Origin of the sequence: Bradyrhizobium genosp. A (genome assembly GCF_049949275.1) — a bacterium.
Lineage (GTDB): Bacteria > Pseudomonadota > Alphaproteobacteria > Rhizobiales > Xanthobacteraceae > Bradyrhizobium.
In genome coordinates this window covers 3,897,973-3,923,074 of record NZ_CP188196.1, presented here as the reverse complement: position 1 = coordinate 3,923,074, position 25,102 = coordinate 3,897,973, and the positions used below count along the sequence as shown (strand labels likewise).

The 25,102-nt window shown below is 65.1% G+C and carries 26 protein-coding genes; 14 read left to right on the top strand and 12 right to left on the bottom strand.

Translation table 11 applies throughout. The features are described 5' to 3' along the window. Nucleotides 1-49 precede the first annotated feature (49 nt). The 3 genes from ACP2YP_RS18050 to ACP2YP_RS18040 form a co-directional block, all read right to left on the bottom strand. Complete coding sequence (locus ACP2YP_RS18050; protein ID WP_426425741.1) at nucleotides 50-544, bottom strand: hypothetical protein; 495 nt, start codon at nucleotides 542-544, stop codon at nucleotides 50-52. 166 nt (nucleotides 545-710) lie between these two features. Further along, the gene (locus ACP2YP_RS18045; RefSeq protein WP_426425739.1) at nucleotides 711-1,163 is read right to left on the bottom strand and encodes a DNA polymerase III subunit chi; all 453 of its coding nucleotides are present in this window, start codon (nucleotides 1,161-1,163) and stop codon (nucleotides 711-713) included. A gap of 6 nt (nucleotides 1,164-1,169) precedes the next feature. After that, nucleotides 1,170-2,669 carry a leucyl aminopeptidase gene (locus ACP2YP_RS18040; RefSeq protein ID WP_426425737.1) on the bottom strand — a complete coding sequence of 500 codons (1,500 nt, stop codon included), beginning with the start codon at nucleotides 2,667-2,669 and terminating at the stop codon, nucleotides 1,170-1,172. Nucleotides 2,670-3,011: 342 nt separating this feature from the next. Here ACP2YP_RS18040 and lptF point away from each other — a divergent pair, with 342 nt between their 5' ends. The 10 genes from lptF (at nucleotide 3,012) to ACP2YP_RS17990 (ending at nucleotide 13,175) form a co-directional block, all read left to right on the top strand. Continuing rightward, on the top strand, nucleotides 3,012-4,181 hold the full coding sequence (gene lptF / locus ACP2YP_RS18035) for an LPS export ABC transporter permease LptF (protein WP_426425735.1): 1,170 nt from the start codon (nucleotides 3,012-3,014) through the stop codon (nucleotides 4,179-4,181). Then, entirely contained in the window at nucleotides 4,178-5,275 is a 1,098-nt protein-coding gene (gene lptG, locus ACP2YP_RS18030; RefSeq protein WP_426425733.1) for an LPS export ABC transporter permease LptG, read from the top strand. Before lptF ends, lptG begins: the two co-directional genes overlap by 4 nt. Beyond that, entirely contained in the window at nucleotides 5,275-7,761 is a 2,487-nt protein-coding gene (locus ACP2YP_RS18025) for an LPS-assembly protein LptD (protein ID WP_426425731.1), read from the top strand. Before lptG ends, ACP2YP_RS18025 begins: the two co-directional genes overlap by 1 nt. A gap of 68 nt (nucleotides 7,762-7,829) precedes the next feature. Further along, the gene (locus ACP2YP_RS18020) at nucleotides 7,830-8,774 is read left to right on the top strand and encodes a peptidylprolyl isomerase (RefSeq protein WP_426425729.1); all 945 of its coding nucleotides are present in this window, start codon (nucleotides 7,830-7,832) and stop codon (nucleotides 8,772-8,774) included. Next, a complete protein-coding gene (pdxA, locus tag ACP2YP_RS18015) occupies nucleotides 8,774-9,784 on the top strand; it encodes a 4-hydroxythreonine-4-phosphate dehydrogenase PdxA (RefSeq protein ID WP_426425727.1) in 1,011 nt (336 codons plus the stop codon). Before ACP2YP_RS18020 ends, pdxA begins: the two co-directional genes overlap by 1 nt. Beyond that, on the top strand, nucleotides 9,784-10,641 hold the full coding sequence (rsmA, locus tag ACP2YP_RS18010) for a 16S rRNA (adenine(1518)-N(6)/adenine(1519)-N(6))-dimethyltransferase RsmA (RefSeq protein ID WP_426425725.1): 858 nt from the start codon (nucleotides 9,784-9,786) through the stop codon (nucleotides 10,639-10,641). Before pdxA ends, rsmA begins: the two co-directional genes overlap by 1 nt. 22 nt (nucleotides 10,642-10,663) lie before the next feature. After that, complete coding sequence (locus ACP2YP_RS18005; protein ID WP_426425723.1) at nucleotides 10,664-11,722, top strand: alcohol dehydrogenase; 1,059 nt, start codon at nucleotides 10,664-10,666, stop codon at nucleotides 11,720-11,722. A gap of 279 nt (nucleotides 11,723-12,001) precedes the next feature. Beyond that, on the top strand, nucleotides 12,002-12,238 hold the full coding sequence (locus ACP2YP_RS18000) for a hypothetical protein (RefSeq protein ID WP_426425722.1): 237 nt from the start codon (nucleotides 12,002-12,004) through the stop codon (nucleotides 12,236-12,238). Between the two features lie 74 nt (nucleotides 12,239-12,312). Further along, nucleotides 12,313-12,885: a hypothetical protein gene (locus ACP2YP_RS17995; protein WP_426425720.1), complete on the top strand. Its 573-nt coding sequence runs from the start codon at nucleotides 12,313-12,315 to the stop codon at nucleotides 12,883-12,885. 98 nt (nucleotides 12,886-12,983) lie between these two features. After that, nucleotides 12,984-13,175, top strand: a complete 192-nt coding sequence (locus ACP2YP_RS17990; protein WP_426425719.1) for a hypothetical protein — start codon at nucleotides 12,984-12,986, stop codon at nucleotides 13,173-13,175. On the opposite strand, the gene ACP2YP_RS17985 is transcribed toward ACP2YP_RS17990, so the two are convergent. Further along, complete coding sequence (locus ACP2YP_RS17985; RefSeq protein WP_426425717.1) at nucleotides 13,172-13,450, bottom strand: hypothetical protein; 279 nt, start codon at nucleotides 13,448-13,450, stop codon at nucleotides 13,172-13,174. The genes ACP2YP_RS17990 and ACP2YP_RS17985 overlap by 4 nt on opposite strands. A gap of 12 nt (nucleotides 13,451-13,462) precedes the next feature. On the opposite strand from ACP2YP_RS17985, the gene ACP2YP_RS17980 reads away from it, so the two are divergent. Then, nucleotides 13,463-13,684: a hypothetical protein gene (locus ACP2YP_RS17980; protein WP_426425715.1), complete on the top strand. Its 222-nt coding sequence runs from the start codon at nucleotides 13,463-13,465 to the stop codon at nucleotides 13,682-13,684. Nucleotides 13,685-13,738: 54 nt separating this feature from the next. On the opposite strand, the gene ACP2YP_RS17975 is transcribed toward ACP2YP_RS17980, so the two are convergent. Further along, nucleotides 13,739-14,239 carry a helix-turn-helix domain-containing protein gene (locus tag ACP2YP_RS17975; protein WP_426425713.1) on the bottom strand — a complete coding sequence of 167 codons (501 nt, stop codon included), beginning with the start codon at nucleotides 14,237-14,239 and terminating at the stop codon, nucleotides 13,739-13,741. Nucleotides 14,240-15,146: 907 nt separating this feature from the next. On the opposite strand from ACP2YP_RS17975, the gene ACP2YP_RS17970 reads away from it, so the two are divergent. The 3 genes from ACP2YP_RS17970 (at nucleotide 15,147) to ACP2YP_RS17960 (ending at nucleotide 18,424) form a co-directional block, all read left to right on the top strand. Then, nucleotides 15,147-16,493, top strand: coding sequence for a caspase family protein (locus ACP2YP_RS17970; protein ID WP_426425711.1), 1,347 nt, complete (start codon nucleotides 15,147-15,149; stop codon nucleotides 16,491-16,493). 39 nt (nucleotides 16,494-16,532) lie between these two features. Then, on the top strand, nucleotides 16,533-17,030 hold the full coding sequence (locus ACP2YP_RS17965) for a hypothetical protein (protein WP_426425709.1): 498 nt from the start codon (nucleotides 16,533-16,535) through the stop codon (nucleotides 17,028-17,030). A gap of 152 nt (nucleotides 17,031-17,182) precedes the next feature. After that, a complete protein-coding gene (locus ACP2YP_RS17960) occupies nucleotides 17,183-18,424 on the top strand; it encodes a hypothetical protein (protein ID WP_426425707.1) in 1,242 nt (413 codons plus the stop codon). Here the strand turns inward: ACP2YP_RS17960 and gmk are convergent. The 7 genes from gmk to fabD all read right to left on the bottom strand — a co-directional run bounded on the left by gmk (nucleotide 18,357) and on the right by fabD (nucleotide 25,066). Next, nucleotides 18,357-19,016, bottom strand: a complete 660-nt coding sequence (gene gmk, locus ACP2YP_RS17955; protein WP_426425706.1) for a guanylate kinase — start codon at nucleotides 19,014-19,016, stop codon at nucleotides 18,357-18,359. The genes ACP2YP_RS17960 and gmk overlap by 68 nt on opposite strands. A 3-nt stretch (nucleotides 19,017-19,019) precedes the next feature. Then, nucleotides 19,020-19,907 (bottom strand): YicC/YloC family endoribonuclease, encoded by an 888-nt coding sequence (locus tag ACP2YP_RS17950; RefSeq protein WP_426425704.1) that lies wholly within the window; start codon nucleotides 19,905-19,907, stop codon nucleotides 19,020-19,022. Between the two features lie 133 nt (nucleotides 19,908-20,040). Then, nucleotides 20,041-21,309 (bottom strand): endolytic transglycosylase MltG, encoded by a 1,269-nt coding sequence (gene mltG / locus ACP2YP_RS17945; RefSeq protein ID WP_426425702.1) that lies wholly within the window; start codon nucleotides 21,307-21,309, stop codon nucleotides 20,041-20,043. 125 nt (nucleotides 21,310-21,434) lie between these two features. Further along, nucleotides 21,435-22,700, bottom strand: coding sequence for a beta-ketoacyl-ACP synthase II (gene fabF / locus ACP2YP_RS17940; protein WP_426425700.1), 1,266 nt, complete (start codon nucleotides 22,698-22,700; stop codon nucleotides 21,435-21,437). Between the two features lie 107 nt (nucleotides 22,701-22,807). Continuing rightward, on the bottom strand, nucleotides 22,808-23,047 hold the full coding sequence (locus ACP2YP_RS17935; RefSeq protein ID WP_008130699.1) for an acyl carrier protein: 240 nt from the start codon (nucleotides 23,045-23,047) through the stop codon (nucleotides 22,808-22,810). 310 nt (nucleotides 23,048-23,357) lie between these two features. Continuing rightward, on the bottom strand, nucleotides 23,358-24,095 hold the full coding sequence (gene fabG, locus ACP2YP_RS17930; protein ID WP_426425699.1) for a 3-oxoacyl-[acyl-carrier-protein] reductase: 738 nt from the start codon (nucleotides 24,093-24,095) through the stop codon (nucleotides 23,358-23,360). A gap of 11 nt (nucleotides 24,096-24,106) precedes the next feature. Further along, the gene (gene fabD, locus ACP2YP_RS17925; RefSeq protein WP_426425698.1) at nucleotides 24,107-25,066 is read right to left on the bottom strand and encodes an ACP S-malonyltransferase; all 960 of its coding nucleotides are present in this window, start codon (nucleotides 25,064-25,066) and stop codon (nucleotides 24,107-24,109) included. Between the last annotated feature and the right edge of the window lie 36 nt (nucleotides 25,067-25,102).

Genomic DNA, 25,102 nt, shown 5'->3' with positions numbered 1-25,102 from the left:
ACGATCGCGTTGACGGCCGCAACCGGCTTCAGGGAAGGCCAACGACGAGTTACGTCGCCGCCTTCTTCTTCGCCTTCGGCTTCACCGCCTTCGGCGTCGGCTGCGGCTCGGGATTGCCTTCGATCGCGGACAGGCGTCCTGAGCTGAAGGTGTAGATGCCCGCGCGCGGACCCGTGGTCCAGGTGACCACCGCGACGCGACGGCCGGCGGCATCGCTGGAGAGATTGACGGTCGAGGGCGCGCCGATGCCGCGCACCACGTCGCATTCGGTGTGGCCGAGCGCGACCGTGCCGCCCATCGGCGCAGGCGCCGCGGTCGAGGCATTGGCGTCGGCAGGTCCAGGCGGCGGTGCCATGCCGGGGCAAGCGCCGTCGGCGCTGACGTAATCCTCAGGCCTGACCGGCTTGTCGGGGGTCAGCGGGGGCGATTCGATCGAGATGTTCTTGATGAACAGGCGGCTCGGCTTGTTGAACCATTCGGCGTCCCTCGACAGCAGATCGGCCCCGCCCGAGCAGCCCGCGATCAGCGGCGCGACAGCGGCCATCACAACTATCAGCGACTTTGGAAGCTTTTGATGTCGCACGATAAACTAAATTCCCCACGTCAAGGAGCAGCCCTAAGCGATTGTCCCAACATCACTTTGCGGCACGAAGGTGGCCGAAGCCAGTCTGTCTGAGAAAGTCCAAATTATCATTAATTGCGAGCGGACGCTAATTCCGCCGCTGCCACCGGCCCCGTTCGTCGACCTGCCAATAGGTGACCTCAAATCCGCGCGTCTTGCAATCCGTCCAGGTGCTGCGGGCCGCCGCAAGCGCATCCGGATCGTCGCCGTTGAACAGCAGCACCATGCGCTCATAGGCCTGCGCGTCCTGAGGCAACGCGGCATTGTCGACCAGAAAGCGGACATGGGCTGCGTTCGGGTTGTCCTCTTCGATCGCCAGTATGATCGGCTGCTCGGCCACGTCGCTGACGCGCCATGTCGCATGCGGCAGGAAGGAATCGTCGCGATAGGTCCATAAATGCGCGTCGAGCGCATCGGCGCGCTCAGGCGAGGTCGACTGCACCACGACGCGCCAGCCGCGCTCGAGCGATTTCTCGAGAAGCGGCGGCAAGACGTTCTCAACCGTCATGTTTTGCAGATGGTAGAAAAGTACTTCTGTCATCTCGCGTCATTTGCGCTCGTAATGATCCGCCACCAGACGATCCAGCAGCCGGACGCCATAGCCGGAACCCCAGCTCTGGTTGATGTCGGTCTTCGGCGCGCCCATCGCGGTGCCGGCGATGTCGAGATGCGCCCAGGGCGTGCCGTCGACGAAGCGCTGCAGGAATTGCGCCGCGGTGATCGAGCCGCCGTGGCGGCCGCCGGTGTTCTTCATGTCGGCGAACTGGGAATCGATCAGCTTGTCGTATTCGGGGCCCAGCGGCAGGCGCCAGACCTTCTCGCCGCTCTCGATGCCCGCCGCGAGCAGGCGCTCGGCGAGCTCGTCATTGTTGGAGAACATGCCGGCATGATCGGTGCCGAGCGCGACCACGATCGCGCCGGTCAGCGTCGCCAGATCCACCATGAATTTCGGCTTGGTCTTCTTGGCCACGTACCAGAGCACGTCGGCCAGCACGAGGCGGCCTTCCGCGTCGGTGTTGATGATCTCGATGGTCTGGCCCGACATCGAGGTGACGATGTCACCCGGCCGCTGCGCATTGCCGTCGGGCATGTTCTCGACGAGGCCAATGGCACCGACAGCGTTGACCTTGGCTTTGCGCGCCGCCAGCGCGTGCATCAGGCCGACGACGCAGGCAGCGCCCCCCATGTCGCCCTTCATGTCCTCCATGCTGCCGGCCGGCTTGATTGAAATGCCGCCGGTGTCGAAGCAGACGCCCTTGCCGACGAAGGCGACCGGCGCCTCGCCTTTCTTTCCGCCGTCCCAGCGCATGATCACGGTGCGGCTCGGCCGGGCCGAGCCCTGGCCGACGCCGAGCAGTGCGCCCATGCCGAGCTTCTGCATCGCCTTGACGTCGAGCACCTCGATCTTGACGCCGAGCTTCTTCAGCTGGCTGGCGCGGCGCGCGAACTCCTCGGGGAAGAGCACGTTCGGCGGCTCGTTGACGAGATCGCGCGCGATGATGACGCCATCGATGACTGCGCCGGCCGACGCAAAGGCCTTCTTCGCCGCAGCCGCATCGCCGACCGCGAGCGAGACGTCAGCGCGCAGGGCGCCCTCCTCGTCGTCCTTCTTCCTGGTCTTGTAGCGGTCGAACTTGTAGGCGCGCAGCCGCAGGCCCGAGGCGATCGCAACCGTCTGCTCGCTGGTCATGGCGCCGGTCGCCAGTTCCGCCATGATGGTCATGGCAGCGGTTCCCGCCTTGAGCTTGCTGGCGGCCATGCCGCCGAATTTGAGGAAGTCGTTGCCCTTCAGGCTTGATTCCTTGCCGGTCCCGATCACGATCAGGCGCTCGGCCTTCAGACCCTCGGGCGCGAGAATGTCCAGGGCAGCGCCGGTTTTACCTTTGAATGAGGCAGCGGCCGCCGCCCGCTTCACGAGTTCGTTTGCCCCGCCGAGCGCCTTGGCCGTCGCCGGACCGACCTTCAGGGCGTCGTCACAGAACACGACCAGGATGCCACGGGCGGCGGTAGCCAACGGGACGAAGCCGACCTTGATGGCATCGGACATGGGTAACTCCTCGAAAACATGGGGCTTTTTGCCAATCAAGGGAACCGGCCGAGAGCCGGATTTGAACGGCGATTCACTCGTCTCTGCCCACTATGGGCGAGAAGCGCGGTCGATGCCAAGCACCGCCCGTGGCAGGGGCGCCACAACGAGAGAAATGTTAACCATATATTGAGGGTGCCATGGGTCAGCCATTTTGTTGACGGATCAAAGGGATGGTAGTGAGAAAGTGAGCCTCCGGAAGAGCTGCCTGGCCGACCTTGGGGATCCCCATCAGGGGATTGGTTGGACAGACGGAATTCCGGTGCGCGCGTTGGGGCTTTGGTGGGATTCGTGCGGTAGCGCATGGGGTCAATCGACAGGTATATTTTCCGCACGACGCTGGCGTCGTTTGCGCTCGTCCTGGTCAGCCTCACCGGCGTGATCTGGATTACGCAGGCGTTGCGCGGCATCGATCTGATGACCAGCCAGGGTCAGACCATCCTGACCTTCCTCGGCATCACCGGGCTCGTGATCCCGGCGCTGATCCTGATCATCTCGCCGATCGCGCTGATGATCGCGATCTCGCACACGCTGAACAAGCTCGCGACCGATTCCGAGATCATCGTGATGAATGCCGCCGGCTTCTCGCCGTTCCGGCTGTTCTATCCGTTCTTCTACGCGACCTGCGTGGTGGCGCTGCTGGTCGCCTTCATCTCGGCCTATCTCGCCCCCGACGGCATGCGGCGGATCAAGCAATGGGACGCCGAGATCACCGCCGACGTGCTCACCAACATCCTGCAGCCGGGCCGCTTCGCCCAGCTCGACAAGAACCTCACGATCCGGATCCGCGAGCGGCAGCCCGGCGGCATCCTCGCCGGCATCTTCATCGACGACCGCCGCGATCCGAACGAGCGCGTCTCGATCGTCGCCGAGCACGGCGAGGTCGTGAAGAACGACAACGGATCGTTCCTGGTGCTCAAGGACGGCAACCTCCAGCGCTTCGAGGCCGGCAAGCGCGATCCTGCGCTGGTGGCGTTCGGCCGCTACGGCTTCGACATGTCGAAGTTCTCCAACCAGGGCCACGACGTCACCCTCGGCATCCGCGAGCGCTATCTCTGGGAGCTGTTCTCGCCGTCCGAGGACGATCCCGTCTACAAGGCGGTGCCCGGCCAGTTCTGGTCCGAGCTGCATGACCGCCTGATGGCGCCGCTCTATCCGTTCGCGTTTGCGGCGCTGACCTTCGCCTTCCTCGGCGCGCCGCGCACCACGCGCCAGAGCCGCAATTTCTCGATCGGCGGCTCGGTGCTCGCGGTGTTCGGGTTGCGCATGGCCGGATTTGCCTGCTCGGTGATGGCTGTGAAGTCACCGATCGCGGCCGCCGTGCAATATGCGATGCTGGCGGTCGCGATCGGCGCCGGCATGTGGCTGATCGTCGGCGGCGTCGTGGTCGAGCCGCCTGCCGGCCTGATGGAAGCCATCAACAGATCGAACGCGCGTATCGCGCGGCTGTTCGGGCGGCCGGCCGCCGCATGAGCATGCTAACCAATACGCTCGGGCGCTATTTCGCCGGCCGCTTCGTGGTCGCCGCACTCGGCGTGTTCGCGAGCATTTTCCTGCTGCTGGTGCTGGTCGACTACATCGAGATGGTGCGCAAGACCTCAGGGCTCGCGTCGGCGTCCGCGATCATGGTGGCCGAGACCTCGCTGTTCCGGGTGCCGCAACTGCTGGAGAAGCTGACGCCGTTCTGCATGCTGATCGGCGCCATGACCTGCTATCTCGCCCTCTCCCGCCGGCTCGAGCTCGTGGTGGCGCGCGCCGCCGGAATCTCGGCCTGGCAGTTCATCTCGCCCGCACTCGGCAGCGCGCTCCTGATCGGCGTGATCGCCACCGTTGCCTACAATCCGATGTCGGCGAATCTGCGCGAGCTCTCCAAGCGCATGGAAGCAGAGCTGTTCGGCTCGGCGCCCGGCGGCGGCATCCAGGATGCCTCGGGCTTCTGGCTCAACCAAGTGACCAGCGACGGCCAGACCATCATCAACGCAGCGCGCAGCGAGCAGCAGGGCGTCCGGCTGACGGGACTCACGCTGTTCCGGTTTGACACAGAGCAGCATTTCAAGGAGCGGGTCGAGGCGCGCGAGGCGACGCTCGAGGCCGGCCACTGGCTGTTCAAGGGCGTGCGACGCTTCTCGCTCGATGCCCCGCCGGTCGACCAGGCCAGCATGGAGATTCCGACAACCCTGACCGAAGCGCAGGTCCGCAACAGCTTTTCCACACCCGAGACTGTGTCCTTTTGGCAACTACCGAGCTACATCCGCTCATCGGAGAGCTCGGGGTTCGCGACAGCCGGATATCGACTCCAGTATCACAAGCTGCTGGCACAGCCGTTTTTGCTCGCCGCTATGGTGATGCTCGCGGCTTCCGTGTCGCTGCGCTTCTTCCGGATGGGCGGCGTACAGAAGATGGTTTTGAGTGGCGTGGGCGCAGGCTTTCTGCTCTACGTTTTGTCGAAAGTGACTGAAGACTTGAGCAAGGCTGAGTTGATGCATCCGATCGCTGCGGCGTGGTTGCCCGCGGTGGTGGGCGGCCTCACCGGCTTTTTGGCCTTGCTGTACCAGGAGGACGGATAGTGACGGCCGTCCGCCGAGGACACGTATCTGGTTTGGCGTTGCGCACCCCCGTGCGCGCGAACGGATACGGCTTGTCTGTCCGCTGGCTTCTGCTCGCCCTGATCGCGACCGCATCGCTCGCCGACATGATCAATGTTGCCGCGGTGACGCCGGCTGCCGCCCAGAGCTACACCTATAATCCGCGGCCGCCACGCCCGACGCCGCCGAAGGCCGCCAATGACGGGCAGATGCTCGTGCAGGCGACCGAGGTCGATTACGACTACAACAATTCGCGCGTCTCCGCGGTCGGCAACGTCCAGCTGTTCTACAACGGCACCAGCGTCGAGGCCGACCGGGTCATCTACGACCAGAAGACCAAGCGGCTCCATGCCGAAGGCAACATCCGCATGACGGATGCCGACGGCAAGATCACCTATGCCGAGATCCTGGATCTCTCCGACGACTACCGCGACGGTTTCGTCGATTCGCTGCGCGTTGACACCGCCGACCAGACCCGCATGGCCGCGACCCGCGCCGACCGCTCCTCCGGCAACTACACGGTGTTCGAGAACGGCGTCTACACCGCCTGCGCGCCGTGTAAGGACGATCCGAAAAAACCCCCGCTCTGGCAGGTCAAGGGCGCCCGCATCATTCACGACCAGCAGGAGAAGATGCTGTATTTCGAGACGGCGCAGCTCGAATTCTTCGGCGTGCCGCTCGCCTACATGCCCTATTTCTCGACGCCCGACCCGACCGTGAAGCGCAAGACCGGCTTCCTGATGCCGGGCTTCACCTCCTACACGGCGTTCGGCTACGGCGTCGAAGTCCCGTTCTACTGGGCGATCGCGCCCGACATGGACGCGACCTTCAGCCCGCGCATCACCTCCAAGCAGGGCGTGCTGTTCCAGGCCGAGTTCCGCCAGCGCCTGATGGACGGCGCCTACCAGGTCCGCGTCTACGGCATCGACCAGCTCAACCCCGGCAATTTCGCCGGCCAGCCGGGCGACCGTCAGTTCCGCGGCGGCATCGAGACCAAGGGCCAGTTCGCGCTGAACGACAAATGGGTCTGGGGCTGGGACGGCGTCCTGCTGTCCGACTACTATTTCATGTCGGACTATCGCCTGTCGGCCTATCGCGATCCGCTCGGCTCGTTCCTGAACCTGCCGACGGATGCGCTGTCGCAGCTGTATCTGACCGGCGTCGGCAATCGCAGCTTCTTCGACGCGCGCACGATGTACTGGACGAGCTTCTCGGGCAACCAGCAGCAGGTCCCGGTCGTCTATCCCGTGATCGACTACTCGAATGTGCTCAACTATCCGGTGTTCGGCGGCGAGTTCTCCTACAAGACGAACTTCGTCAACTTGACCCGTAACGACGCGGCGTTCGACCCGATCACGACGACGGCCAATACCAACGGCCTGTGCACGACGACCTCGGCCGATCCGCTCGCGCGCACGCCGTCGCAGTGCCTGCTGCGCGGCTTCCCCGGCACCTACACCCGCCTGACGGCGGAGGCGCAGTGGCGCAAGTCCTTCACCGATCCGTTCGGCGAGATCTGGACGCCGTTCGCGATCCTGCGCGCCGACGCGATCAACGCCGACGTTTCCAACCAGCCGGGCGTGTCGAACTACCTGCCCGTCGGCAACACCCAGGCGTTCCGCCTGATGCCGACCGTCGGCCTCGAATATCGCTATCCCTTCATCAACGTTCAGCCCTGGGGCTCGACCACCATCGAGCCGATCGCGCAGATCATCATCCGCCCGAACGAAACCTATGCCGGCAAGCTCCCGAACGAGGATGCGCAGAGCATGGTGTTCGACGCCTCCAACCTGTTCAGCGTTGACAAGTTCTCCGGCTACGACCGCGTCGAGGGCGGCGGCCGCGCCAATGTCGGCGTGCAGTCCACCACGCAGTTCGACAAGGGTGGCGCCGTCAAGGTGCTGTTCGGTCAGTCCTACCAGCTGTTCGGCATGAACTCCTACGCGGTGCAGGACTCCATCAATACCGGCATCAATTCCGGCCTCGACAAGCCGCGCTCGGATTACGTGGCGAGCGCCGCCTACTCGCCGAACAGCACCTATACGTTCAGCGTCCGCTCCCGCATGGACGAGCAGACCTGGAACATCCAGCGCTTCGAGGCGGAAGGCCGCGCCAACTTCAATCGCTGGTCGGTCAGCGTGCTGTACGGCAATTACGCGGCACAGCCGGAGCTCGGCTACCTGACCCGCCGCGAGGGCATCCTGACGACCGGCTCGATCAAGGTCGCGACCAATTGGGTGGTGACGGGTTCGGCGCGCTGGGACCTCGAGGCCAACAAGATCAACCAATATGTGCTCGGCGCCGGCTACGTCGACGATTGCTTCGTGCTGGCGGCGAACTATGTAACTTCGTATAGCTATTCCGCGGGCACCACCCCGCCCGTGCTGAGCCACGCGTTCATGTTCCAGATCGGCCTGCGCACGCTGGCGACCTCGACCGGCAGCAGCAGCTCCGCCGGCTACCAGTAACAGTCTGAAGTGCCGGCCGGCCTGTTCCCGATCGCAGGATCATCTCGGCTGACATGCGAGCGACAACCATGACGACCCGATTGCCTGTCTTCCGCCTCCCCCTCCTCGTGCTGAGCGCCGTGCTGGCCTCCGCACTGGTTCTCGCCGGCGCACCTGCGCGTGCGCAGAACATCGTCGTCATGGTCAATGGCGACCCCATCACCGATTTCGACATTGAGCAGCGCTCCAAGCTCGACCAACTGACGACGCAGAAGACCCCGAACCGCCAGGACGTCATCAACGTGCTGATCGACGACAAGATCAAGTTGAAGGAAGGCAAGAAATACGGCGTCGATCCCGGCGCTTCCGACATCAACCAGTCTTACGAGGGCATGGCGCAGCGCATGCGCATCTCGCCCGATCAGCTCACCAAGTCGCTGGAGAGCAAGGGCGTACGTCCTGAAGCTCTCAAGAACCGCATGAGGTCCGAGATGGTCTGGACCAGCCTCGTGCGCGGCCGCTTCAAGGAGAAGCTGATGGTCGGCGAGAAGGACGTCGCCGACAAGGTGCGCGAAGGCGGCGAGGAGAAGCTGCAGATCGAGGGCACCGAATACAAGATGCAGCCGATCGTGCTGATCGTGCCGCGCGGCTCGTCCCCGGCCTTCCAGGAGACGCGGATGAAGGAAGCCGAGCAATATCGCTCGCGTGTCGGAAGCTGCGAGGAAGCCAATTCGCTGTTCCGTTCGACGCCGAACGCCACCATCCGCGACAGCGTCACCAAGACGACGGCCGACCTTCCGGAGCCGCTGCGCAAGGTGCTCGACGACACCCCGATCGGCCACCTCACGGCCCCCGAGGTGACCAAGGCCGGCATCGAGATGGTCGTGCTGTGCTCGCGCAAGCCGACCACGATCGATACGCCGAAGAAGCGCGAGATCCGCGAGAAGATGTATACGGAGAAGTACGAGAAGACCCAGAAGGCCTATCTCGACGAGCTCCGCAAAGCGGCGATGATTGAATATCGCAACCGCTGATGGCCGCTCCCGCAAAACCCCTTGCACTGACGCTCGGAGAGCCCGCCGGCATCGGCCCCGACATCACCATTGCGGCCTGGCTCAGGCGCCGCGAGCTCAGCCTTCCCGCCTTCTATTTGCTCGGCGATGAGGCGCTGATCGCGCAGCGCGCCAAAGCACTCGGTGCCGAGATCAGGATCGCCGCGGTGAACCCGGGCGAAGCCGAGACCGCCTTTGCCGACGCCCTGCCCGTGGCTGCGACCGGCGAGCGTGCGACCGCTGCGCCCGGTAAGCCCGATGCCTCGAGTGCACCGGCCGCGCTCGCCTCGATCCGCCAGGCGGTCAGCGACGTCCGCGCCGGCCGCGCCGGCGCCGTCGTCACCAACCCGATCGCCAAGAGCGTGCTTTACCGCGCGGGCTTCCGTCATCCCGGCCACACCGAATTCCTCGCCGAGCTCGCAGCCACCGACGGCCGCGTACCGCAACCGGTGATGATGCTGTGGTCGCCGCGACTCGCCGTGGCGCCGGTGACGATCCACGTTTCCTTGCGGGAGGCCCTCAGCCAGCTCACCAGCGAGCTCATCGTCTCGACCGTGCGCATCGTCGCAACCGAGCTCACATCCCGCTTCGGCATTGCGCGGCCGCGGATCGCGATCTCCGGCCTCAATCCGCATGCCGGCGAGGACGGCTCGCTCGGCCATGAGGAGCAGACCGTGATCGCGCCGGCGCTTAAAGTTCTGCGCAATGACGGCATCGACGCCAGGGGACCTCTGCCCGCCGACACCATGTTCCACGAAGCCGCGCGAAACACCTATGACTGCGCGGTCTGCATGTATCACGACCAGGCGCTGATCCCGATCAAGACGGTGGCGTTCGACGACGCCGTCAACGTCACGCTCGGCCTGCCCTTCATCCGCACCTCGCCCGATCACGGCACCGCCTTCGACATCGCCGGCACCGGCAAGGCCAACCCGGCGAGCCTGATCGCGGCGCTCAAGCTTGCCAGCCGCATGGCGGCTGCAAACAGCTGATGAGCGCGATCGACGACCTCCCGCCGCTTCGCGAGGTCATTCGCCAGCACGCTCTGTCGGCGCGCAAATCGCTCGGCCAGAACTTTCTGCTCGATCTCAATCTCACCGCGCGCATCGCCCGCGCGGCAGCGCCGCTGGAAGACAGCACCATCGTCGAGATCGGTCCGGGCCCGGGCGGGCTGACACGCGCGCTGCTCGCGCTCGGCGCCAGGCGCGTCATCGCAATCGAGCATGATGAGCGCGCGATCCCGGCGCTGAACGACATTTCCGCGCGCTATCCCGGCCGGCTCGAGATCGTGCATGGCGATGCCATGACCTTCGATCCGCGGCCGCTCCTTGGCGGCGAGCGCGCGAAGCTCGTCGCCAATCTGCCTTACAACATCGCGACCCAGTTGCTGATCAACTGGCTCACCACCGAGCCCTGGCCGCCCTGGTTCGATATGTTGGTGCTGATGTTTCAGCGCGAGGTCGGCGAGCGCATCGTCGCGCGCGAGGACGAGGAGGCCTATGGCCGGCTCGGCGTGCTCGCCAACTGGCGCTGCGAGACAAAGATCCTGTTCGACATTTCGCCGTCCGCCTTCGTGCCGCCGCCGAAGGTCACGTCTTCCGTGGTACGGCTTGTGCCGCGCGGAAAACCGCTGCCCTGCGATCGCAAGATGCTCGAACAGGTGGCGGCCGCGGCCTTCGGCCAGCGCCGGAAAATGCTGCGCCAGAGCCTGAAATCGCTCGGTGTCGATCCCGCGCGGCTTGCGCAGGCGGCCGGCGTCGATGCGACGCGGCGCGCCGAGACCATTCCCATCTCCGGCTTTGTTGCCATGGCACGCGAATTGGCGGATATACGCAGCGAGGCTGAGTAACAAGAATTTCGGAGGAAGGAATATGGCGTTGATGCGTCGGCAGTCGCTGGTCAAGTTCGATGCGCCCTTGTGCGAGACCATCGTCGACACGCCCAAGCCTAAGGTTGCCGAGGTGCTGGTGCGCATCGAGCGCTGCGGCCTCTGCCATTCCGACCTGCACATCCAGGACGGCTATGCCGATCTCGGCGGCGGCAAGAAGCTCGACACCACGCGCGGCATGACGCTGCCCTTCACGCTCGGCCACGAGATCGCCGGCGTCGTCGACGAAGTCGGCCCCGACGTACCGGCGGGCCTCGTCGGTTCGAACAAGGCGGTGTTTCCCTGGATCGGCTGCGGCCAGTGCCGCGACTGCAAGAACGGCGACGAGAATCTTTGTGCGAAACAGCGCTTCCTCGGCGTCTCCATCGACGGCGGTTTCGCCACTCACGTGCTGGTGCCTGACGCGAAGTATCTGCTCGATTACGATCCGCTGCCCGTCAACCAGGCCGCGACCTTGATGTGCTCCGGCGTCACCGCCTACGGCGCACTCAAGCGCCTGGTCGACCGTCCGCGCCAGCGCAATCTGCTGCTGATCGGTCTCGGCGGCGTCGGCATGATGGGTCTGTCGTTCGCGCAAGCGATGTTCAAGCAGCCGATCACGGTCGCCGATCTCTCGCCGGCCGCGCGCGAGACCGCGCTGAGGAGCGGCGCCGCCAACGCCTACGATCCGTCCGAGCCCGACGTGATCAAGCGCATCCTGAAGGAAACCGACGGCGGTTTTGACGAGGTCGTCGATTTCGCCGGCAACGAAAAGTCGATGGCGTTTGCGGTCACGGTTGCCGCGCGCGGCGGCAAGGTCGTGGTCTCCGGCCTGATGGGCGGCCAGTTCACGCTGCCGATGGTGCAATGGGTCTACAAGCGACTTACGGTCGAGGGTTTCATGGTCGGCACGCTCGCGGAAGCTCACGAGTTGATGGCGCTCGCCCGCGCCGGCAAGATCAAGCCGACGCCGATGCGCGAGGAGCCGATGGGCGATGTCCAGAAATGGATCGACGAGCTGCGCGCAGGCCACGTGGTCGGCCGTATCGTGCTGAAGAACTAGCGCAGATGATTTCGGCTCGCTCGGGTTCACCTCTCCCCAGCGGGGAGAGGTCGGATTGCGCCTGGCGATGCGAAGCATCGTCCAGTGCAATCCGGGTGAGGGGCCGCAGCATTCGGTGAGGCTGTAACCCCTCACCCGGATCGCATCTTTGATGCGATCCGACCTCTCCCTTCGGGAGAGGTGTGGCACCTCGGTTCGCATCGCCGCTTTCGTTGGCGCAATTAACTCGGAATTCATGCAAGGCTCGGAACGGCTGCGGCTGCACCGCGTTGGCAGCGCATGTCCATTCGCTGCACCGTCGAGAGCGCATTCTTCGTCGCCTGGAGCTTCCTCGAGAAGAGCGGCGAGCTCGGCCCGCCCGACACCTCCGCGAACATCATTCTCGATGCGATTGAAGCGCAGCTGAAAACCGGCGAGCGCCGGCCGTTGATGCTCGCCAACAGGGCGATCGACATCTACCGCGACCAAATGGCCTTCGACCGCCGGTCGGCCGCGCGCGAGGCCCGCCTCGGCTAGCGGCATCAGGCGACGCCCTCGGCTCGTTCCAGTTCGAATTCCGTAGTTCTCCGGACAAGAACAGAGTTCGAGGCGTGGCGCGCGTGCAACGCGGCACGCTCGCCCGCCCCGACTTGCCGGATTCCGATAACCGGTTAACCGGAAACTTGCGTCAAACGAAAGCACAACTTGCATTGGGATGCGAACGGCCGTTCAATGCCTACATAAGCCGACAGCATATTGTATCACCCTGGGTTTTGAGCGGAATGCGGACCCTTCTTGTCATTCTGGGCATCTGGCTCCTGATCAACGTACTGTTCGTCGTGATCATGTTCCCGCCGCGCAAGCTGCGGAAATCTGATCAGCCGCGATCGTCGAACGGGCTCGCGCCTGTCCCGATCGGCCAGAATGCTTACGCCTTTGATGAGGACGAAAAGGTCTCGCTGCGCCACACCATCATCGCCATTGCGATGGGCGCGTTGTTCTCCCTGACTCCGCCCTTGCTGCAAGCCGTCGACGACATCAAGCGGCTGATCGGCAAATACCGCGGACCGCGGCAGAATACCGAGACCGCGGGCAACGAGCGATCCCTTGACGTCCGCGCTCTGGAGAATCGGTCGCCGACGGACGCCGCGTCATCCGGCGAGCAGGACGCCTCGAAGCACTAAGGCCGCGGGTCAACCCGATCACTTCGCGCCAGAACCTGGAACACCTCGAACCGTCCGCGCGTTGCCCCCTCGTCAAGGCAACGACGGAGTTTCAGCGCATGACGAAGCCGCTGACAAAAACGGTGCAGCCAGTTCCCGACGAAAACCAGAGCCACAAGGGCGCCAGCAGCGCGCCGACGGTTCCCGTCGACACCACCAAAGGCCATCGCGACGACGAGAAGCAGAACATCCGTGAGCAGGCCGCTCACGGCAACCTCACCCGGAACACCAGCAACCGGCGCATGGGTTAAGCGCAGACACCAGGGGGATCAGAAGAGGAGAAACGAGCGTGGTCAATCCGGGCAAATGGTACGATCCGATCTCCGAACGCTGGATCGGGCCGCGTGAACTTCATTCCGAACCCCGATCTCCTCACACAAACCAGAACCACGTCCTCGAGCTTCAGAGGACGGTCGAGATTCAGCGCATCTGGCGCGCTCTGGTCGATTGCTGCGCAAGCAAGTGATGCTTTTGCACCTGCGCGGCGGAGCAACGCGGCGTCTGCCGCATAGTTGTCATCCTGCATGCACGATCCTGCATGAACGATTCCGCATCCTCCGCCAGGCCCGTCGCAACCGCGATACGGTACCTCTCGATCATCGCCGGCTGCGCCTGCCCGCTGCTCACCGCAATCTGCTTCGCCATCGCGTGCCAGGTCTTCATCCAGACCGGCGTGTTCGCGCAATCCTACGCGATGGTGGGATTGATCAGCGGCGTGCCCGGGCTGCTGGCACTGAAGCTCGCGAGCGTGTGGAAGTAGATTCGCAAAGCCTGCACTCCTCGACGGTGAGGTCGGAGCGTCCAAAGCCTTCCGTCAATGCGTTGATCCCGCGGCATCCCTCAGCACGGCCAGTGCGCGGGCCGTCTCCAGAATCATGTCGATCCGCTGCTGCAACCGCTGCTGCAGATCGGGGATATTGACCTTGTCGGTCACGCGGTAGGCGTTGCCGATGCGCTCGACATAACCCTGCTTGATCATGTCCTCCAGACGTCGCAGCACCGTTGCGCGCGGCAATTTCAGCGCCTGCGCGACCGTGCTCGCCCGCACCGGCGAGCACATCGCCGTTCGCAGGAAAAGGTAGATGCCGATGGTCCGGAAGGTGGCACTGTCGTTTTGCCTGACGAACTCCGCGCCATAATCGTCGTTGATGCTTCTGATCAGACCGAGATAGAGCCGGCTCAGCAACATGCGCTCGCGTGCCAGCGCGATGCGGGCGGGCGGCTGAACCGCGTCGAGAAGAACGAACTCGTCGCCTGCCGCCGTCCAGGTGGAAGCATCGGTGGGGCTGCTCTTGCCGGGATCCTGAAGGGCCATGGCCGTGCTCCGTCAAACGACATCGCAGGGACCAACCTTACAGCGCGCTAGCCCCATCCGCATAGGCCCTAATCAGCGCGACATGAGCACCAGTTGGTTCCGCGGATCAGTGTGAGAAGACCCCGCTCCCTCCGTCATTGCGAACGGGCCACGCCCGCGACCCGTCGGGCAAAACACCCCGTCAATCCCTCCTCGCGAAAATATTCCACTTTACCGAATTTCGGATTTGTGACATATAACCTCTCATCCCGGCCCTGCCAAAGGGGCGCTTCGCGATCGTCACGAGATGCGGGCCGGGTTGCGGTGGACGCGGCAGCGCCGGCGCGGTCTGCGTGGTGACAGGGCGGGCAACCGTGAGTCCTCGCGCGACGCGGCACGACACGGTGCGGTCACAACGGGTTCGTCGGTCGCCGGGGGTGAGCACGCGCCAGCTTCCGGCACTCAGGCGGAGCCGTCCGCGGACGGAGAAGTCGTGTGGTCCTGACGCCCGGGGTCTGTGCGTCAAGCCTTGCGGTGATGTGGCGGCCCGACCGGGCGCGCGCATCAGCCATCCGCAAGACGACGGGGGCAATAGTGCATCGCTCCCCGAGGAGAGCACGAAGGACACCGTTAAAACCATCCGCGCAGGGAAGGCCGGGCGACCGGCGTCACCTGTGATCCACCCCGTGTGCATTTCCAGAGCGCACGGATCTCGGGTGCCAGCCGGCGCCCGGCCTTCCCTGCGCCCTTTGGCTTCCATCGGGCGATGTGACGGCGCAAGGCTCGGGCAAAACCTGCCGCGAGGATGCGAGGTCATGCTCCCTTCCCGGCCGCGAGGCGTACAGGCCATGACGGGTACAGATTGTCGTACCGCTTTTCGCAAGCGAATCCGGCTGGTAGATTGCCGGCATTGCTTTGGGGGTCCCTGATGCACGCGAGGGTTTTCAATCGCGTCCTGATGCTGGCAGCGCTCGCCGCGGCCACGCTCGCCGTCGCGCTTCAGCCGGTATCAGCCGAGAAGCGCATCGCGCTTGTCGTCGGCAACTCGGCGTACAAGAATATCACACCGCTCGACAACCCGTCGAAGGATGCGAGCCTGATGGCGGAGACGCTCAGTACGCTCGGCTTCACGCTGGTCGGCGGCCACGCCCAGCTCGATCTCGACAAGAGCGCGATGGACATCGCCGTGCAGAGTTTTGGCCGGCAGGTGCAGGGCGCCGACGTCGCGCTGTTCTACTATGCCGGTCACGGCGTGCAGGTCGCGGGCTCGAATTATCTCGTGCCGGTCGGCGCCAATCCGACGCGCGAGGCCGACGTCGACTTCCAGATGACCGACGTCAATTTGGTGCTGCGCCAGATGCAGGGCTCCGGCACGCGGCTCAACCTCGTCATCCTCGATGCCTGCCGCAATAACCCGTTCGGCTCGCGCGGACTGCGCTCCTCCGACGGCGGTCTTGCGCAGATGCGCGCGCCGGAGGGCACGCTGATCTCCTACGCCACGCAGCCCGGCAATGTCGCCCAGGACGGCAGCGACGGCCACAGCCCCTACACCAAGGCACTGGCCGCGACGGTCCGGACCGCGGGCCTCGACGTATTCCAGACGTTCAACCAGGTCGGCCTTGCCGTGAAGCGCGCCACCTCAGGCGCGCAGCAGCCCTGGGTGTCGTCCTCGCCGATCGACGGCACCTTCTACTTCGTGCCTCCAACGCAAGTCGCGCCGCCGCAGGTCGCCGCGATGCAGCCCGACCCGCTGCCGGCGGACCGGCTGCGCGCCGATCCCGACCGCGCGCCGCTGCGCGATGCTGCCCTGCTCAGCGAATTGGCCGAGCGGCTCTACGAGCTCAATTTCGATCCGGATACGCCCGACGGACTGACCCGCGCGATCACAAAACTGCAGCAACGGATTTCGATGGCGCCGACAGGCGAGGCAACCGAAGGCCTGCTGCTGCGGATGCGCAAGATGGAGGATCTCAAACCGTGGGGCTCGATCGTCTACGGCCCCGACGGCAACAAATGGGGCATCTCGTGGAATCATGCTTCACGGCGCGCGGCGGTGGCGGATGCGCGCGGCAATTGCGCCGGCGCCAAATGTCCGATCGAGCTGTCCTTCTACGGCAAAAGCTGCGGCGCGTTCGCGATCTCGGACAAATCCTGGTCGCTGGTCCAGCGCGAGGGCGTGCAGCGCGCGAAGGACGCCGCGCTTGACGATTGCGGCAAGGCTGGCAAAGCTTGCCGCATTATTGGAGCCGTCTGTGCCGATGGCTCCGGTCGCTGATTTTGCCGCTGATTTTTTTAGATGATGGATTTCTGGCTCATGTCGAACACCGCAAGCCGCAAGTTTGCCCTCGCCGCGCTTCTCGTCTCGCTCGCCTCGCCATCGGCCTTCGCGCAATCCGGCAGCGCCGGCGGCTCGATCGGCAATGACGAAAAATCGCTGTCCGGCTCGCGTTCGGACCGCTCCGCCGAACCCGCGCCATCGGCGCGCCGGAGCAAGCCGGCCGCTGACGAACAACGCTCGTCGTCGCGGCGCAGCGGCGGCGGAGGTGGCGGCGGCGGCTTCGACGGCGCCTGGGCCGTCATCAGTGTCGGCTGTGGCGGCTCGTCCAGCAGCGCAACCGTCGTGACCTCGGGCCGCGTCATCGGCGAGGGCGTCAGCGGGACTGTCAGCTCCAATGGTTCGGTGCACACGTTTGGACAAGCCGGAGGCGGCGTCACCTATACCGGCGCCGGCCGCCTGTCTGGGCGCAGCGGTTCCGGCACCTTCCGCCGCTCCGACGGCTGCTCGGGAACCTGGACCGCAAGCAAGCAATAGTGCCGGCAAAAAGCCTGAATTCGCGGTGGAACGAAAGCCGCGCAGGCCCGATTCAGGCCACATCCTCTCCGGATTTGCGGCTCATTGCCACCTAACTCTTTGTTGAGAAAGGGAAGGTAACGAGTTGCGTCATGCGTAACCGGGAGACCAGGATGGGCAACCGCACCGCAAATTTCATATCCGCGCTGATTGGCAGTATCATTGCCGGCGCACCACTGGCTGCTGTTTCGCAGACCGCGCCGAGTGCACCCAGCACCGCAAGCACGGCGAATGCCGCGAGCGACTGTCTCGCCTCGCCGAAGGGCGTCGCGCCGCAGGGCCAGCACTGGTTCTATCGGCTCGAGCGCGCGACCAAGCGGCAATGCTGGTATCTGCGTGCCGAAGGCGCCAAGGAAGGTGCCAAGGAAGGTGCTAACGCCACGCTGAGCGCGCAGGCGACGGCCGATACGCCGAATGCGCCTCCAGCCGGGCCGCAATCAGTGCAGAATGCTCATGCTGAATACATCGCGCCGCAGACCAGTGCTGCAGCGGGCACGCCGGCGCCGGCCGCAGCCTCAGCCCAGCAGGCTCCCGGCACCACTGATGCAAATGCAGCGCAGGCCGCCGTCGCCACGCGTTGGCCCGATGCCGCCCCCGCTTCGCCCGCACCGCAGCCATCACCTGCAACGGCTGTTGCACCTGCAGCGGCGTCTGTACAGCCGAGCGCGAAGCCGGCCGCAGCCCCTGCCCCGGTGACGCTTGCCGCGGCAGACGCGCCCGCCGACAAGCCGACCGGATCGCTGCAAATGCTGCTGCTCGTCAGCGGCGGCGCGCTGGCGCTCGCCGGCCTCCTCGCCAGCGTGATTTATCGCTTCGCCGGTGGACGCGTGCGCGTCCAGACGGCCGATCGCCGCGTGAACTGGGACCATCGTCACGATGACGACGACAGCCGCGCGCCCTGGCATACCGAGCCGGCGCCGCGCGTAGAGCGGCCGCTTCCGGTGGACTTCGACGCCGTGCGTGTGGAAGCCCCGCAGATCGCCGCATTCTCCGACGCCATCGGCCGGATCGCTGCACAGGGCCGTTCCATTGAGGTTGCGACAGCAGAGTCCGACGAGACCGGGATCGACTATTTCGATGGGGAGTTCGAGATCGAGCCCCCGGCGCCTCAGCTCGCCGCCGACGACGTCCACCACGAAGAGCCGGCAAAGCACGACGCGGATGCGCATGAAGAACATGTGCGCGAAGAGGCTACCGGCGCCGACATCGACATCATCACGGCGATGCTGGAGCGGCTGGCGACGGAAGGGCCGCGGCTGACGCCGCCCGCCCCCGAAACTGACCTTGCTAGCCTTGAAGCTGACCTTGCAGCCCTCGCACGAAGCTCACGAGGCCAGTCCGCCGCTCGCGCTTGAGGCGCTCGGCCTTCAGGATCGACTGCACCTCGGCGAAGGCGTCATCGACATTGTGGTTGATAACGATGTAGTCGTACTCGGCCCAATGGCTCATCTCGTGGCTGGCGCGGCTCATGCGCTTGCGGATTACCTCGTCGGAATCCTGCGCACGCGAATGCAGCCGCTTCTCGAGATCGGCGGCTGACGGCGGCAGGATGAAGACGCTGACGACGTCCGCGCGTGCCTTCTCGCGGAGCTGTTGCGTGCCCTGCCAGTCGATGTCGAACAGCACGTCCTGCCCTGCCGACAGCGCGGCCTCGACGGGCGCACGCGGCGTGCCGTAGCTGTTGTCGAACACTGTGGCCCATTCCAGCAGCTCGTCGCCCTTGACCATGGCGTCGAACCTGGGCTTGTCGACGAACAAATAGTCGCGGCCGTCGACCTCGCCGGGCCGCATCGTGCGCGTCGTCGCCGACACCGACATGCGCAGGCCGGGCATGCGGTCGATCAGCATCCGCGACAGCGTCGTCTTGCCCGCGCCCGATGGCGAGGACAGCACGAACATCAGCCCGCGCCGCTCGACACCGTCAGTTCCGTGACCGCCCGTTGTCATCGATCACTCCAGATTCTGGACCTGCTCGCGGAATTGCTCGACCACATTCTTCATGGCGAGCCCGGTATTGGTCAGCTCGATGTCGTTCGACTTCGAGCAGCAGGTGTTGACCTCGCGGTGAAACTCCTGCGCCAGGAAATCGAGCTTGCGGCCGATCGGACCGCCCTTGCCGATCAGCTCGCGCGCCTGCGCGATGTGGGAGGCGATGCGGTCGAGCTCCTCGCGGATGTCGGCGCGGGTCGCGATCAGGATCGCTTCCTGCATCAAACGGTCGGAATCGAAACGGTCGGACGTGTCCAGCAGCGCGGCGATCTGCTCGGCGAGCCTCGCCTTGATCGCCTCCGGCTTGCGGCCCGGCGCGGCTTCCGCCTTCTTCGCCAGTTGCTCGACCTCGTCGACCCGCTGGGTCAGGATCTGGCCGAGCGAAGTGCCCTCGCGCTTGCGCATCTCGACGAGATCGGCGAGCGCCTTGTCGAAGGCATCCGCTGCGGCAGCCCGCGCGGCCTTGTCCTCCTCCTCGTCACCCTCGGGCTCGGCGACCTCGACCACGCCCTTGATGGCAAGCAGGCCATCAACGCTCGGCGCGACCGCGTCGACCTTGCCGGCGATGACGGCAGCCGCCTTCAGCACGGCGTTGAGCACGTCCTCATTGACCCGGACGGTGGCGGCCGCATTGGCGCGCTTGACGTTCAGATTGGCGTAGACGGTGCCGCGCGACAACAGCTCGCCGGCGCGCTTCTTGGCGTGGGCCTCGAGCTCGTCGAACCCCTGCGGCAGCCGCACCCGCAAGTCAAAGCCCTTGGCGTTGACCGATTTCAATTCCCATTCGAACGTATACGGCCCGCTTGCGCCGTGGCTTCGGGCAAAGCCGGTCATGGACGACAGCGCCATCAGGTCAAATTCTCCGGAAACATGGGATTCGCGAGGCCATCAGGCCACGCGAATCTTAAGACTATTTTGCAGGAAAGTGGAATCCGCAAAGTCCGGTAGGCAGGTCTGCGCAGGGGCTGACGCCGGGCCAGGCCTAGCGCTGGATCACCGGCGGCGACGGCTGCACCGCGCCCTGCCGCGCCGGGGCCGAACCAGCGGGCCGCGCCGGCGGCTTCTTCTGCTGGGTCGGCTTGGGCGTGGTCGCGGTCGGCGCGGTATCTGCAGCCGCGGGCGCGACGGCCGGCGCCTGTGCGTCATCGACCGGCTCGACCGTGTCGTTCTGGATCTGCTTCTCCATCGCGCGCAGCTTGGCGACGTTCTTCTGGTGCGCGTCGTAGGTCTCGGTGAAGGCATGCCCGCCCGAGCCGTCGGCGACGAAAAAGAGGTCGCGGGTGCGGGCCGGGTTGGCTGCCGCCTCCAGCGAGGCGCGGCCGGGGTTGGCGATCGGGCCCGGCGGCAGACCCTCGATCACATAGGTGTTGTAGGGCGACGGCTGCGTGATCTCGCTGCGCTTGATCGGGCGGCCCAGTGTGCCCTTGCCGCCGACAAGGCCGTAGATGATGGTCGGGTCGGACTGCAGCTTGATCTTCTGCTTGAGCCGGTTGACGAACACGGCGGCGACACGGCTGCGCTCGTCCGGCTTGCCGGTCTCCTTCTCGACGATCGAGGCGAGCGTGACCAGCTGCTCCGGAGTCTTGACCGGAAGGTCCTGGCTGCGGCGCTCCCAGATCTCCGCGAGCACGCGCTTGTGCGCCTGCTGCATGCGCTGGACCACCTGGTCGCGCGGGGTCCCGCGCGGGAACTTGTAGGTCTCGGGCAGCAGCGTGCCCTCGCGCGGCAATTCGCGCACGCTGCCGATAAAGATGTCGTTGTCGGACAGCCGCGCCACGATCTGCTCGGAGGTCAGGCCTTCCGGTATCGTGACGGCATGCTGCACCACCTTGCCCTCGACGATGGTGGCGATGACGTCGCGCAGGGAGGCATTCTTCTGGAACGAATATTCACCCGGCTTCAGGTCCGAGCTCGCCTTCAGCGCAGCCACCGCGGCGATGAACACCCACGGATTGACATCGGTCACACTTTCCTTGTTCAGCGTCTCGGCGATGTCACGCTTGCCGGCACGCTGCGGAATGTTGACGATCTTATCTTCCTTCAGCGGCCCTGGCGCCTCGAGCACCTGCCGGCCGTAATAATAGGCGCCGCCGGCGCCGAGCATGGCGATCAGCAGCAGGGTGATGATGGCGTTGCCGACCACGACAAAGGGGTTGCGGGCCCGCTCCGAACGCTTCGGCGGCGGCGGGACCTGCTCGGGCTCGAGCGCTGCCCGCGGACTCCGGGGCGAAATGGGCGGCCTTTCACTCATCGAAGCAACCTGAATCCTGCTGGTTCAATCGCAGCCTGACAATCGCTTGCCGAGCCAAATGCACGCGCCCACAGACATGACTATCGCCGAATACGGCAAAACGGTGGATTCGTCGCAACCACAAACTAATGGACCAGACGGCGGAAGATCACCGACGCGTTGGTACCGCCAAAACCAAAAGAATTCGACAACGCGACATTGACCTCGTGCTGCTTCGACTTATGCGGCACGAGATCAATCGCGGTCTCCACCGACGGGTTGTCCAGGTTGATGGTCGGCGGGACGACATTATCGCGAATCGCGAGGATGGCGAAGATCGCCTCGATCGCGCCGGCCGCGCCGAGCAGATGGCCGGTCGACGATTTGGTCGAGGACATCGCAACCTTGGAGGCGGCATTGCCGAGCAGGCGCTCCACCGCGCCGAGCTCGATCTCGTCGCCGAGCGGCGTCGAGGTGCCGTGCGCGTTGATGTAGTCGAGGTCGGATGCCGTGAGGCCGGCGCGCTTGAGCGCGGCCGACATGCTGCGGAAGCCGCCATCGCCATCGGGCGACGGCGACGTAATGTGATAGGCATCACCCGACAGACCGTATCCGATCACCTCGGCGTAGATCTTCGCGCCGCGGCGCTGGGCGTGCTCGAGCTCCTCCAGGACGAGGACGCCAGCGCCCTCGCCCATGACGAACCCGTCGCGGTCCTTGTCGTAGGGGCGCGAGGCCTTCTCCGGCGTCTGGTTGAAGGCGGTCGAGAGCGCGCGCGCGGCGTTGAAGCCGGCAATGCCGATGCGGCTGATCGGCGACTCGGCGCCACCGGCGACCATGACGTCGGCATCGCCGAGCGCAATCAGGCGGGCAGCATCGCCAACGGCATGCGCACCGGTCGAGCAGGCGGTGACCACCGAATGGTTCGGTCCCTTCAGGCCGTGCTTGATCGAGACGTAGCCGGATGCGAGATTGATCAGGCGGCCCGGAATGAAAAACGGCGACACCCGGCGCGGTCCGCGCTCCTTCAGGAGGATCGCTGTCTCGGCAATACCGGTGAGGCCGCCGATGCCCGAGCCGATCATGGTGCCGGTCGCGCATTTGTCCTCTTCGGTCTCGGGATGCCAGTTGGCATCATCGAGCGCCTGGCAGGCCGCGGCCATGCCGAAGATGATGAAGTCGTCGACCTTGCGCTGGACCTTCGGCTCCATCCATTTGTCGGGATTGAAGGTATCGTTCGAGCCGTCGCCGCGCACGACGGTGCAGGCGTATTTGGTCTGCAGATCGGAGACATCGAAGCTCTCGATCCTACGTGCGCCGCTTTCGCCGTTGAGGATGCGTTTCCAGGACGGCTCGACGCCGCAGCCGAGTGGCGACACCATGCCGAGACCAGTGACGACAACCCGCCTCATATCCGAAAACTCCGCATCGAAAGATTCACGGCCAATAACAAGAAACCGGCTGACCGCTGCGAAGCGGCCCGTCCGGTTTCAATGTTGTCCCCGCGAAATGAAGAGCCTTAGCTCTTCGCGTTCTTCTCGAGAAACTTCGTGGCGTCGCCGACGGTGAGAATCGTTTCCGCGGCGTCGTCCGGAATCTCGCAACCGAATTCTTCTTCGAACGCCATCACCAGTTCGACGGTGTCCAGACTGTCGGCGCCGAGGTCATCGATGAAGCTCGCTGCGTCGACAACCTTCTCGGGTTCAACACCAAGGTGTTCGACCACGATCTTCTTAACCCGCTCGCCAATGTCACTCATTGCATAACCTCGTGTTGTTCCCTGTAGACCCGACCCCCCGGGACGATACGAGCCGTCGTGGTCGTTGACTGCCTTCGCTTACGAACTTTGATTTGGCCCCACCTTAACCGATGGAGGCCCGGCGAACGACGGCCAAGGCTCCGCATCGCCAATATACAGGGTTTCAAAAACCTGCAATGGCGTTCTTTGCCCATCCGTTGAAGGTCCGGTTATCATACTTCAATTGCCTTGACTACACGCCTCAATTCGCTCCGGAAACGGCCGTTTGCCGCATCCTGCCCCGCCCATGTGGGCAGTGCGGAACGGCGGATCAGATCATGGCCATGCCGCCGTTGACGTGAATAGTCTGCCCGGTGACGTAGGCTGCTTCGTTCGAACTGAGGTAGACGGCGGCTGCCGCAATGTCCTCGGGCGTCCCCAGGCGGTTGGCCGGAACCTTGGTCAGAATCGCCTCGCGCTGCTTGTCGTTGAGCGCATCCGTCATCGGCGTCTTGATGAAGCCGGGCGCGATGCAGTTCGCGGTCACGCCACGCTTGGCGTATTCGGCGCCGAGCGTCTTGATCATGCCGATCAGGCCGGCCTTCGACGCGGTGTAATTGCCCTGCCCGGGATTGCCGGTGACGCCGACCACCGAGGTGATGGCGATGATGCGGCCGAAGCGCTTGCGCATCATCAATTTGGTGGCGGCACGCGCTAAGCGGAAGGTCGCGGTCAGATTGACGTTGATGACCTCGTCCCAATCCTCATCACGAAGCTGAACGAACAGATTGTCACGCGTGATGCCGGCGTTGGCGATGAGAATGTCGACCTGGCCCATCGCAGCTTCCGCGGCCGGGACCAGCGCCTCGACCTCGTCGGCCTTGGAGAGATTGCAGGGCAGCACGAGGGCGCGCTCGCCAAGCTTGCCGGCCAGTTCGTCCAGCACTTCCTTGCGCGTTCCAGAAATCGCGACGGTGGCGCCCTGCGCGTGCAGGGCCTGCGCGATCGCGCCGCCGATGCCGCCGGTCGCGCCGGTGACGAGCGCCTTTTTACCAGTCAGATCGAACATCGAGTACTCCTCTAGCCCTGCTTCGCAGCGGCCAATGCATCCTTGGCGGCGGCAATGTCGTTCGGACCGCCCACGGCAACGCCGACGGCGCCATCGGCAATACGCTTGACGAGTCCCGTCAGCACCTTGCCCGCGCCGATCTCGAAGAAACGGGTGACGCCCTGCCCCGCCATATAGGCAACCGACTCGCGCCAGCGTACCGTGCCGGTGACTTGCTCGACCAGGCGGCGGCGGATCTCGTCGGGATCGGTGATGGCGCTTGCCAGCACGTTTGAGACCAGCGGCGCAGCCGGCGCCTTGATCGTGACCTTGGACAGTGCCTCGGCCATGGCGTCGGCGGCGGGCTGCATCAGCTTGCAATGGAATGGTGCGGACACCGGCAGCAGTATCGCGCGCCTGGCACCCTTGGCCTTGGCGATCTCGACGGCGCGGTCGACCGCGGCCTTGTCGCCGGAGACGACCACCTGTCCGCCACCATTGTCATTGGCGGCCTGGCAGACCTGCCCCTGTGCCGCCTCCTTGGCGACCTCCATGGCGGCATCGTAATCTAGGCCGAGCAGCGCGGCCATCGCGCCGGCGCCGACCGGCACGGCCTTTTGCATTGCGAGACCGCGGGTGCGAAGCAGCCGCGCGGTGTCCGGGATCGTCAGGCTGCCGGCCGCAGCCAGCGCCGAATATTCGCCGAGCGAGTGGCCGGCAACGAAAGCCGCGTCCCGTCCCACGGAAAACCCGGCTTCAGCCTCCAGCACGCGCAGAGCGGCCACAGACACCGCCATCAGGGCCGGCTGGGCGTTCTCGGTGAGCTGAAGGGTTTCGGCCGGGCCATCCCAGATCGTGGCCGTCAGCTTCTGTCCCAGCGCGGCATCGACCTCGTCGAACACGGCGCGCGCCGCCGGAAAGGCGTCGGCCAAAGCCTTGCCCATGCCAACTGCCTGGGAACCCTGCCCCGGAAATGTGAATGCTGCCGTCATCGGCGCTCCCTGGATCGCTCGAGCCGTGTGCCTCGA